The 11,276-nt window shown below is 63.5% G+C and carries 7 protein-coding genes and 1 pseudogene; 1 reads left to right on the forward strand and 7 read right to left on the reverse strand.

Annotated features, from left to right (window positions below; translation table 11 throughout):
* Window positions 1-2 precede the first annotated feature (2 nt).
* Window positions 3-626 carry a hypothetical protein gene (locus NCS58_RS07855; protein WP_061117294.1) on the forward strand — a complete coding sequence of 208 codons (624 nt, stop codon included), beginning with the start codon at window positions 3-5 and terminating at the stop codon, window positions 624-626.
* Between the two features lie 97 nt (window positions 627-723).
* On the opposite strand, the gene NCS58_RS07860 is transcribed toward NCS58_RS07855, so the two are convergent.
* The 7 genes and pseudogenes from NCS58_RS07860 to NCS58_RS07890 form a co-directional block, all read right to left on the reverse strand.
* On the reverse strand, window positions 724-2,235 hold the full coding sequence (locus NCS58_RS07860) for an efflux transporter outer membrane subunit (protein WP_250476673.1): 1,512 nt from the start codon (window positions 2,233-2,235) through the stop codon (window positions 724-726).
* Window positions 2,235-3,431 (reverse strand): efflux RND transporter periplasmic adaptor subunit, encoded by a 1,197-nt coding sequence (locus NCS58_RS07865; RefSeq protein ID WP_061117292.1) that lies wholly within the window; start codon window positions 3,429-3,431, stop codon window positions 2,235-2,237. The genes NCS58_RS07860 and NCS58_RS07865 overlap by 1 nt, the downstream gene beginning before the upstream one ends.
* A gap of 27 nt (window positions 3,432-3,458) precedes the next feature.
* Window positions 3,459-6,647, reverse strand: coding sequence for an efflux RND transporter permease subunit (locus NCS58_RS07870; RefSeq protein WP_250538206.1), 3,189 nt, complete (start codon window positions 6,645-6,647; stop codon window positions 3,459-3,461).
* A gap of 242 nt (window positions 6,648-6,889) precedes the next feature.
* Entirely contained in the window at window positions 6,890-8,215 is a 1,326-nt protein-coding gene (gene paaK, locus NCS58_RS07875; RefSeq protein WP_061117290.1) for a phenylacetate--CoA ligase PaaK, read from the reverse strand.
* A 48-nt stretch (window positions 8,216-8,263) separates the two neighbouring features.
* Window positions 8,264-9,778: a 3-hydroxyacyl-CoA dehydrogenase gene (locus NCS58_RS07880; protein WP_061117289.1), complete on the reverse strand. Its 1,515-nt coding sequence runs from the start codon at window positions 9,776-9,778 to the stop codon at window positions 8,264-8,266.
* A 12-nt stretch (window positions 9,779-9,790) separates the two neighbouring features.
* Entirely contained in the window at window positions 9,791-10,993 is a 1,203-nt protein-coding gene (gene pcaF, locus NCS58_RS07885; protein ID WP_061117288.1) for a 3-oxoadipyl-CoA thiolase, read from the reverse strand.
* Between the two features lie 151 nt (window positions 10,994-11,144).
* Window positions 11,145-11,276 (reverse strand): annotated as a pseudogene (locus tag NCS58_RS07890) (phenylacetic acid degradation protein); the annotation flags it as partial.

The following is an 11,276-nucleotide window of genomic DNA, read 5'->3' on the forward strand; positions in this document are numbered from 1 at the left end:
GCATGGACGCCGCGTCGCCCGCGCTCCTCTTGACAGCCGCGGGCCTCGGCGCGTTTCACGGCCTCAATCCGGCGATGGGATGGCTCTTCGCGGTCGCGCTCGGCCTGTATGCGCAGAGCCGCCGTGTCGCACTGGTATCGCTCGTGCCGATCGCGCTGGGTCACGCGGCATCGGTCGCGCTCGTGCTCGCGGGCGCGCTCACGCTCGGCATGGTGATCGGCCATGACGTGCTCGCGCGCGCATCCGGGGCGCTTCTGATCGGCTGGGGCGTGTGGAGTGCGTGGCGCGGGCACCGCGGACGGCCGACCGTCGGCATGCGCACCGGGCTGGCGGGCCTCGCGCTGTGGTCCTTCGTGATGTCGAGCGCGCACGGCGCGGGGCTGATGCTCGTGCCGGCGCTGTTGCCGCTATGCACCGGCCAGCTTGCGAACACCGCGTTCGAAGCCACCGCGCTGGCGCTCGCCGTCCACACCGCTGCGATGCTCGCCGTGATCGCCGCGATCTCCATGTTCGCGATGTCCCTTCAGGAACGCGGCGGCCTAGGCTTTCTGCGCAGCGGCTGGATCAACGTCGATTGGCTCTGGAGCGCGGCGCTGATCGCATGCGGCGTGTTTCTGCTCGTCTAGCCTCGATGCGCGTTCCCGGCGTGTCTCCCGGCGCGCCGGAAAAAACGCACTTTGCATGCGTGATGCACGGTGGCATTTTGCATGCATCGTGCGGAATTCAATCCCGCTGCGACACTGCTTCGGCGCCAGGCAGTTCGACCGTGGTCCATCCACCGCCCAGCGCCTTCACGAGCGCAACGCTCGCCGCCATGCGCCGCCGTTCGATGCGCACCGCCGTGCGCTGATCCGACAGCACGATGGCCTGCGTCACCACGACGCTCAGATACGTGATCGCGCCGTTCTCGTAGCGGTTGCTCACCTTGCCGAGCGCGCGCTGGGCGGCATCGACGGCATCGCGCTGCGCTTCGCTTTCGCGGCGCAGCACTTCCAGCGCGTTCAGGTTGTCTTCCACTTGTCCGAACGCGGTCAGCACCGTCTGGCGATAATCCGCGACGTTCTCGTCGTAGGCGGCGCGCGCCGCATCTTGAGCCGCCGCGCGTCCGCCGAAATCGAGCACCGTGAACGCGAGTTGCGGCCCGAGCGACCAGAAGCGGCTCGGCGCTTCGAGCCACGACGTAAAACGCGTCGCTTCGAGACCGCCCGTCGCGGCGAGCAGCAGGTTCGGGAAGAACGCGGCCGTCGCCACGCCGACGCGCGCATTCGCCTCGGCGACGCGCCGTTCCGCCGCTGCGATGTCCGGACGCCGCTCGAGCAGCGCGGACGGCACGCTGAGCGGCAACACGGCGAGCGCCGCGGACGGATGCGGCGAATGCGCTTCGTTGAGCGGCGCGACATCGAGCGCGAAATTCGACGGATTTTCGCCGACAAGGATCGCGATCGCGTTGACGAGGCTCGTGCGCGTGGTCTCGAGATCGATCCGTTGCGCCTGCGTCGCGCGCAACTGCTCTTCCGCCTGGGCCACGTCCGATTCCGCCGCGACGCCGCCCGCGAAGCGATCGCGCGTGAGTGCGAGCGCTTTCTCATAGGCTTGCAGCGTGGCGTCCAGCAGCCGCTCTTCCTCAACGGTGCCGCGCAGATCGAAGTAGTTGGTCGCGAGTTCGGCCTGCATCGACAGAATCGCGCTTTGCAGGTCGGCCGCGCTCGCCTGCGCTGCCGCGCGCCCCCCCTCGACGGCACGCGAGATGCGCCCCCACAGATCCGGCTCCCAGGAGATTTGCGCATCGACCAGATAGTCGGGCACGGTGATGCCCGCGCTCGATTTGTACAGCACGTTCGACGACACGCGCGACTGATTGAATGCAGCATTCGCGGTGATCGTCGGGAAGTAAGCCGAACGCGCCTGCGCGGCCGCGGCACGCGCCCCGCGATAACGCGCAGCGGCAGCGGCAACGGTCTGGTTCGCAGTCGCGACGCGTTCTTCGAGCGCGTTCAGTTGCGGGTCGCCATACGCCTCCCACCAGGGCGCGCGCGGCTTCGCATCGGCGGGATGCGCGGGCTTCCAGTCTTGCGATGCCGCGGCGGACGCAGCAGGCGGCACATCGGACGGCGTCTGCGATTTATAGGCCGCGGGCACCGGCACGTCGGGCCGAACGTAATCCGGGCCGACCGCACAGCCCGCCGATGCGGCGATAGTTAGCCCTGCAACGATTCGGACCGATGCGCGCATCATCACGATTCGTTTCCTTCCTGCTTCGCCGCCCCGCCGCGCGCGCCCTCGCGTCCGATACGCACCGCCGCGCCGTCGATGATCGAATCGGGCGGATTCACGATCACACGCTCGTCGCCATTCAACCCGGAAACGATGGACACGCGCGTGCCGTAGTCCGTGCCGAGCATGATAGGCAGGAGCTTCACGCGATTGTTCGCATCGACGCTCGCGGCATGCACGCCATCGGGACGAAACAGCAGCGCATTGCCCGGCAGCGTGAAGGAAGGATTCGCGCTCGTCAGACGAAAGCGCACCTGCGCATATGCACCTGCGAGCAAGTCGCCCGTCGGATTCTTTACATCGACTTCGACACGCATCGTGCGCGCGACGGGATCGACCGCGCCCGCCGTGCGCACCGTGACGCCGTCGAACTTGCGGTTGCGCTCCTCGTTGAGCAGCAACTCCGCGGGCAAACCGACCGAAATCATGCGCGCATACGCCTGCGGCACATCGACGAACACGCGCAACGTCGACGCATCCTGAATGTGAAAGAGCTCGCGGCCCGCACTGCCGCTGCCCGCATCGATCAACTGCCCGACATCCGTATTGCGCGCCGTGACGACGCCATCGAACGGCGCATAGATCTTTTGGAACGACACGAGCTGTTCGAGCCGCGACACGTTCGCCTGCGCCGCATTCAGCGCGGCTTCCTTCGCGAGCATGTCGCCGTTCTTTTCATCGGTTTCCTGACGCGACACCGAATTGTTCTTCAGCATCTCCGCCCAGCGTTGCGCGGTCGTCTTTGCAAGCAGATAGTTCGCGCGCGCCGTTTGCGCATCGGCGCGGGCCTGGCGAAGCTGATCGTTGATCTCGGGCGCATCGATCTCCGCGAGCAACTGCCCCTTCTTCACCTTCGTGCCGATATCGACGGTCCAGCGCTTCAGATAACCATTCGTGCGCGCGAAGATCGGCGCATCGGAGAACGCGCGGATATCGCCGGCCAACACGAGATCCTGCGACGCCTTCATGCGCGTCGGCTTGATGACTTCCACCGTCTGCACGCCATGCTCGTTCGCATCGCGCTCGAGTTCCGCATGCGCCGCGCGCCGCGAGAGTATGCCTTGCGCGACGAGCCCGACGACCACCACGAGCGCGATCACGAGCCATAAACGCCCTCGCCGCGTGATGCCCGATCGTTGCGACCCCTGCTCTTCCATTCTTGCTCCACCCACTGATCGATTGTTTTATTGCGCCGCTTCTCTGGCCGTGGCGCCTGGTCCCTTGCCGCGTGCTTCCATGCGCCGGTAGATCATCGAGAACACGACCGGCACGAAGAACAATGTCGCGACCGTGCCGACCATCAGCCCGCCGATCACCGCGCGCCCGAGCGGCGCATTCTGCTCGCCGCCTTCGCCGAGACCGATCGCCATCGGCACCATGCCGATCATCATTGCGAGTGCCGTCATCAGCACCGGCCTGAAGCGCGAGTAGCCTGCTTCGAGCGCGCAGCGCACCGCATCGCCGTGCTCGGCGAGCGCCGCGCGCGCGAAGCTCACCACGAGAATGCTGTTCGCCGTCGCGATGCCGATACACATGATCGCGCCCGTCAACGCGGGAATCGACAGCGTCGTATGCGTGAGGAACAGCATCCACACGATGCCCGCGAGCGCGCCCGGCAATGCGGTGATGATGATGAACGGATCGAGCCACGACTGGAAGTTCACGACGATCAAGAGATACACGAGCACGACCGCGAGAATGAGGCCGAACGCGAGCCCGGAGAACGATCCGTTCATCGTCTCGACCTGGCCGCGCATGTCGATCGACGAGCCTTTGGGCAACTCGCCGCGCGCTTCGTCGATGATGCGTTGCACGTCGTCGGATACCGCGCCGAGATCGCGCCGCTCGGTCGTCGCATAGAGATTGATGGTGGTCTGCGCGTTGTAGTGATACACGACCGCATCGCGCGCGCCGCGCGATAGCGTTGCGAGCGCGCCGAGAATATTGGTCTTGCCGCTCGCGGACGTGACCGGAATGTTGGCCACCGATTGCAGCGAGTTCATGTCGTATTGCGGCGCCGTCGTGATGACGTTGTAGCTCACGCCGTTCACCGGATTGAGCCAGAACGTGGGCGTCGTCTGCTGGCTGCCGGAGAGCGTGATGAGCAGGTTGTTCGCGACGTCGCGCTGCGTGAAACCCGCTTGCAGCGCTTTGGTGCGATCCACTTCGACATTGATCGATGGCAGATCGGACGGCTGCTGGATGCGCGCATCGACGAGCCCCGGCACGCGGCGGATCTTTTCCAGCAAGCGGTTCGCGAGTGCGCGATTGGCCTGCGCATCGCGTCCGGTAATGGCGATGTCGATCGGCGCGGGCACGCCGAAGTTGAGAATCTGACTCACGATATCCGCGGGCAGAAACGAGAACGTCACGCCGGGAAACTCCTGCGGCAGGCGCTTGCGCAACTCATGGATATAGCCTTCGGTCGGCGCGTGATCTTCGTTCAGGCTGATGAGCACGTCGGCATCGGCGGAACTGACCGTACCCGTGTTGCTGTACGAGAGATTGATGCCCGACACCGGCAAGCCCATGTTGTCGATGATCGAGCGAATCTCGCCGCGTGGAATGAGTTGCCTGATGCGCGCATCGACGCGGTCGGTGAGTGCCGCCGTTTCCTCGATGCGCGTGCCGGTCTTCGCGCGCAAATGCAGCGCAATCACGCCTGAATCGATCGACGGAAAGAAGTCGCGTCCGAGGAACGGTGCAAGCCCGAGCGAAAGCAGGCAGCACAGCAGGAACAGCGATGCAAAGCGTCCCGGATGCAAAAGCCGCGCTTCGAGAAAACGTCGATATCGATTGCGCACGGATTCGAAGTGACGCTCGAACGCGAGATGGATGCGCACGAACGGATTGCGCGATCCCTTCATCGACTCGACATCGCCGCCCATGTGCTCGTGATGACGCAACAGGTATTTCGCGAGCGTCGGAACGAGCGTGCGCGAGAAGAAGTACGACGCGAGCATCGCGAACACGACGGCCTCGGCCATCGGCACGAAGAGGTAATGCGCGACGCCGGTCAGCAGGAAGATCGGAATGAACACGATGCAGATCGAGAGCGTGGATACGAGCGTCGGCACTGCGATCTGTTGAGCGCCGTCGAGGATCGCCTGCTCCAGTTCCTTGCCCTGCTCCAGGTTCTGGCTGATATTTTCGATTGCAACTGTCGCATCGTCGACGAGAATGCCGACCGCCAGCGCGAGGCCGCCCAGCGTCATGATGTTGATGGTCTGCCCGATCGCGGAAAGCGCGACGATGGACGTCAGCATCGAGAGCGGTATGGAGATCGCGATGATGAGCGTCGCGCGCCAGCTTCCCAGGAAGAGCAGGACCATCAGCGCGGTCAGGCCAGCCGCGATCACCGCTTCGCGCAACACGTCCGACACCGATGCGCGCACGAAGAGCGATTGATCCGCGACCGGCTCGATCTTGAGCGAGTCGGGCACCATGCCGCGCAAGGTCGGCAACAGGTTCTTCACGCGCGCGACGATATCGAGCGTCGATGCATTGCCGCTCTTGTTGATCGTGAGTAAGGACGCGCGCGTGCCGTTCACGCGCACGATATTGGTCTGCGGCTGAAAACCGTCGCGCACATGGGCGACGTCCTTGATATAGATCGTGCCGCCCGGACCCGTGCGGATCGGGATGTCGTTGAGCCCTTCTATCGAGCCCGGGCTCGCGTTCAGGCCGACCGAGTACTCCGTCGAACCGATCTTCGTCGTGCCCGTGGGAAGAATGAGGTTTTGCGCGCTGATCGCATTGACGACATCGGTGGGCGCGAGGTTCTTCGCCTGCAGCTTGCGCGAGTCGATATCGACCATGATCTGCCGCTGCTTGCCGCCATAAGGCAGCGGCACCGACGCGCCCTGCACGGTCGCGAGTTGCGTCTTCAGGAAGCTGTTGCCGAAGTCGTAGAGCTGCTGCTCGGTGAGTTCAGCCGAGGACAACGCGAGCCGCAGAATCGGCACCGTCGATGCATTGAAGCGCAAGATGTTGGGCGGCGTGATGCCGGGCGGCAGCGAGCGCAATTGCGTCTGCGAAAGCGCGGTGATTTCCGCGATCGCTTCATCGACATTCGCGTTCGGCTGAAAGTAGATGCGAATGACCGCGATGCCCGGCAGCGATTCCGACTCGATGTGCTCGATGTCGTTGACCGCCACCGACAAGCCGCGTTCGTAATTCAGCGTGATGCGGCGCTCCATCTGATCGGGCGGCAGGCCCGTGTACGACCAGATGACGCTGACTACCGGAATATCGATGTTGGGGAAGATATCGGTCGGTGTGCGCAGGATGACGAGCGGACCGATGATCAGCAAGAGCAGCGACAGGACGATGAACGTGTACGGGCGCTTGAGCGCGAGTCTGACGATCCACATCTAAATTCTGCCTGCCCCGTTTGGTGTTCGTTATTCGAATACTGTTCGACGACTGCGCGAATGCACCCGCTACGATGACACAACAGAAGCTTACAAAACAATTCGCGCAAACGGTTGCGAGGGTTTATGCGGAAAGATTTCTGCAGAAGAATGCGGAGCCGCACCGGAAATGGAACAAGTGCTTCCAATTGGTGGGAATCGAATGGCGCCTCGCGGAACGCGAGGCGCTGAATAAACAGGGTTCAGACGGTTGCGGAACGTAGATCGAGCACGCGTTTCGCCTTGCCCGTTGCAGTCGTCGGCAGTGCGCCGGAATCGAGCACGCGCACTTGCGTCGATACGCCGACCATCGTCTTCACGCGGCTTTGCAACTCGCGCGACAGACCGGCACGTTCGCTCTCGTTCAACGTCGCGCATACTTCGGCGCGCGCTTCGACCGAAACCGACAGCGAATCCATGTGGCCCTCGCGCGATACGCACAATTGATACTGACCGCTCAAACGCGGAATCGCGAGAACCAATTCTTCAATCTGGCTCGGGAACACATTCACGCCGCGAATGATGAGCATGTCGTCCGAGCGGCCCGTGATCTTCGCGAGGCGGCGCATCGAACGCGCGCTCGGCGGCAGCAAAGACGTGAGATCGCGCGTGCGGTAGCGGATCATCGGCATCGCTTCCTTCGTGAGCGACGTGAAAACGAGCTCGCCCGTGGCGCCTTCGGGAAGCACCTCTCCCGTCACCGGATCGATGATCTCGGGATAGAAATGATCTTCCCAGATGGTCGGGCCGTCCTTCGTTTCGATGCATTCGCATGCGACGCCCGGACCCATGATTTCCGAAAGCCCGTAGATATCGAGCGCCTGAATGCCCGCGCGCGTTTCGATCTCGCTGCGTAAGCCCTGGCTCCACGGCTCCGCGCCGAAGATGCCGATCTTGAGCGACGTGTTGGCCGGGTCCATGCCCTGTCGCGCCATCTCGTCGAGCAGATTCAACATGTACGAAGGCGTGACGAGTATGATTTTCGGCTCGAAGTCGCGGATCAGTTGCACCTGCTTCTCGGTCTGGCCGCCCGACATCGGCACGACCATGCAGCCCAGACGTTCCGCGCCGTAGTGAATCCCGAGGCCGCCTGTGAAAAGGCCATAACCGAAGGCGTTATGCAGCGTATCGCCCTTGCGCCCGCCCGCGGCGCGAATCGAACGCGCGGTGACGTTCGCCCATGTGTCGATATCCTTCGCCGTGTAGCCGACCACGGTCGGCTTGCCTGTCGTGCCGCTCGATGCATGCACACGCACGACCTGATCCCGCGGCACCGCAAAGAGTCCGAAGGGATAGTTGTCACGTAAATCGGTTTTCGTCGTGGTCGGAAACCGTGCGAGATCGGACAGCTCGCGCAAGTCGTCGGGATGCACACCTGCCGCGTCGAATGCGCGACGATAGTGCGGCACGTTCTCATAGGCGTGTCGCAACGTCCACTTCAGGCGTTCGAGTTGCAGCGCCTGAAGCTCGTCACGGCTCGCGCGTTCGATCGGTTCCAGTTCGCTCTGCTGTGCAATGGTTTGGACCATGGTTGTCTCCTGCATGAATGATCGATGAGTGAATGACGCGAATTCGCTTTAGTGGAAGCGTTGGTCTGAATAGCGCAAGCCAGCGATGAGTGGCGATGCGCGATAGCGGTCTTCGCCGTAATGCGCCGTGAGATGGAGCAACACATCGTGAATGCGCGCGATGCCGATGCGCTCGCCCCACGCAAGCGGCCCGAGCGGATAGTTCACGCCCTTCTCCATCGCGAGATCGAGATCCGCGCTCGTGCAGACGCCCTGATTCACCGCCTCCGCCGCTTCGTTGACGAGCATCGCAACGGTGCGCATCACGGCCATGCCGGCGATATCTTTCAATGGCACCACGGCATAGCCAGCCTTCGTCAGTGCGCCGGCTGCGGCAGCGTAGGCATCGTCGGCGCATTGACGCGCTCGCGTGATCGCGACGCTTTGCGCGGTCGCATAATCGAGCGCGAGATCGATCAGCACGATGTTGTCGATGCCGAGCGCGTGCGCGCGTTCGGTGGCGGTGCGTCCATCGGTCAGAAAGAGATAAGCATCGTCGATTTGCGCGACGAGGCCGGGCATATCGTTACGGCTCGCGCTCGCTTCGGCGAGGCGCGCTTGCAGTCGCTCATACAACGGGGCGCTTTCACCGGGCACGATCTTCGAAGGCGTGCGCGTATGCGTCTCGATGCGCGCAGCAGGCTTCGCGGCGTTGGCGCCATAGTCATAGAAGCCGCGTTCCGTCTTTCGACCCAGAAAGCCCGCATTCACCAGTTCCTGCTGAATCAGCGAAGGCGTGAAGCGCGGATCGTTGAAGTACGCGTTGAACACCGATAGCGTCACGGCGAAGTTCACATCGTGACCGATCAGGTCCATCAGTTCGAACGGGCCCATTCTGAAGCCGCCCGAATCGCGCATGACGGCATCGATGGAAGCTGCGTCCGCGCCCTGCTCGTTGAGCACGCGCAGAGCTTCGGCATAGAAGGGCCGCGCCACGCGATTGACGATGAAACCCGGCGTCGACCTTGCATGAACCGGCCTCTTGCCCCATGCGGCCGACGTCGCGTAGACCGTTTGCGCAACGTCATGCGATGTTGCGAGTCCACGCACGACTTCGACGAGCGCCATCAGCGGCGCGGGGTTGAAGAAGTGCATGCCGACCACACGCGACGGATGCTTCAGGGGCGCAGCGATCGCCGTGATCGAAATCGACGACGTGTTGGTCGCGAGTATGCACTCGGGCGTGACGATGCTTTCGAGTTCGCTGAACAATGCACGCTTGACATCGAGCCTCTCGGCGACGGCTTCGATCACGAGCGATGCCGTGCGCATGTCCGCGAGGTTCGTCACGCTATGCGCGCGGTCGATGGCCTTGTGTCCCGTGGCCTGATCGAGCCTCTTCTTGTCGATCAGGCGCTGCACGTTGGCCGCGATGCTCGAGCGCGCCTTGTCGAGCGCTTTCCCGTCGAGATCGTAAAGCAGCACGGTGTGTCCCGCGAGTGCCGCGACTTGTGCGATGCCCGCGCCCATCGCCCCCGCGCCGATCACGCCGACGACCGCCGATGACTGAATGGCCTGTGTCATGTTTCGCAGCCCTCAGACGCGCTCGATCGCGATGGCGATGCCCTGGCCCACGCCGATGCACATCGTGCACAGCGCATAGCGGCCGTTGCGGCGTTCCAGCTCGTACAGCGCGGTCGTGACGAGACGCGCGCCGGATGCACCGAGCGGATGGCCGAGCGCAATGGCGCCGCCGTTCGGATTCACGCGTGGATCGTCTTCGGCGAGACGCAGTTGACGCAGCACCGCGATGCCTTGCGATGCGAAGGCTTCATTGAGTTCGATGACGTCGAACTGTTCCAGCGCGAGCCCTGTGCGCGCGAGGAGCTTCTTCGTCGCGGGCGCGGGACCGATGCCCATGATGCGTGGCTCGACGCCCGCCGTCGCCATGCCGATGATGCGTGCGCGCGGCGTAAGTCCGTGGCGCCGGGCCGCCTCCTCGTTCGCAATGATGAGCGCACACGCACCATCATTTACGCCCGATGCATTGCCCGCCGTCACGCTGCCGTCAGGGCGCACGACGCCCTTCAGTTTGGCGAGCGTTTCGAGCGTGGTTTCGCGCGGATGCTCGTCGCGATCGATCGCGATCGTTTCGCCCTTCTTTTGCGGCACGTTCACTGCAACGATCTCCTGCGCGAGCGTGCCATCGGCCTGTGCGCGCGCGGCGCGTTGCTGGCTGCGCAGTGCGAAGCGGTCCTGCGCATCGCGCGTGATGCCGAAATCGACGGCGACGTTTTCCGCGGTCTCGGGCATCGAATCGACGCCATAGCGCTCGCGCATTGCGCGATTGATGAAACGCCAGCCTATGGTGGTATCGAAGATGTCGGCCGACCGCGAGAACGCGCTCGACGCCTTGCCCATCACGAAAGGCGCACGCGTCATGCTCTCGACGCCGCCCGCGAGATAGAGCGAGCCATCGCCCGCCTTAATGGCGCGCGCCGCGCTGCCGACCGCATCCATGCCCGAACCGCACAAGCGGTTGATTGTCGAGCCGGGTACGTCGATGGGCAAGCCCGCCAGCAGGCCCGACATGCGCGCGACGTTGCGGTTGTCCTCGCCTGCCTGGTTCGCGCAGCCGTAGATCACATCGTCAACCTGCGTCCAGTCCACCGATGCATTGCGCTTCATGAGCGCGGTGATGGGCACGGCGCCGAGGTCGTCGGCGCGGACGTCCTTGAAAACACCACCATAGCGGCCGATGGGCGTACGAATAGCATCGCAGATGAAGGCTTCAGTCATGACAAGTCTCGATGTGGAGGATGATCGATCACAACGAAGCCGTGCAATGGTTGCATTGCTAACGACTTCGCGCTTGAATTGATTGATTGGAAATCTTCGGCTTCACACGCATCGTTGCGATGCGCGTCTTTCGCTGCAGCAAGAACGACGTTCAGCGCTCGTCGAAACTCACGACCACCCGCTCGCTCACCGGATGACATTGGCACGTCAGCACGAAGCCGTCATCGATTTCATGTTGTTCGAGCGTGTAGTTCTTTTCCATCTTCACTTCGCCTTCGAGCAC

The sequence above is a fragment of the Caballeronia sp. INML3B genome, from assembly GCF_023631305.1.
Taxonomy (GTDB): domain Bacteria; phylum Pseudomonadota; class Gammaproteobacteria; order Burkholderiales; family Burkholderiaceae; genus Caballeronia; species Caballeronia turbans.

Coding starts and splice junctions, on each gene's coding strand:
- NCS58_RS07855 (WP_061117294.1), top strand. CDS start 3: ATGGACGCCGCGTCGCCCGCGCTCCTCTTGACAGCCGCGGGCCTCGGC.
- NCS58_RS07860 (WP_250476673.1), bottom strand. CDS start 2,235: ATGATGCGCGCATCGGTCCGAATCGTTGCAGGGCTAACTATCGCCGCA.
- NCS58_RS07865 (WP_061117292.1), bottom strand. CDS start 3,431: ATGGAAGAGCAGGGGTCGCAACGATCGGGCATCACGCGGCGAGGGCGT.
- NCS58_RS07870 (WP_250538206.1), bottom strand. CDS start 6,647: ATGTGGATCGTCAGACTCGCGCTCAAGCGCCCGTACACGTTCATCGTC.
- paaK (WP_061117290.1), bottom strand. CDS start 8,215: ATGGTCCAAACCATTGCACAGCAGAGCGAACTGGAACCGATCGAACGC.
- NCS58_RS07880 (WP_061117289.1), bottom strand. CDS start 9,778: ATGACACAGGCCATTCAGTCATCGGCGGTCGTCGGCGTGATCGGCGCG.
- pcaF (WP_061117288.1), bottom strand. CDS start 10,993: ATGACTGAAGCCTTCATCTGCGATGCTATTCGTACGCCCATCGGCCGC.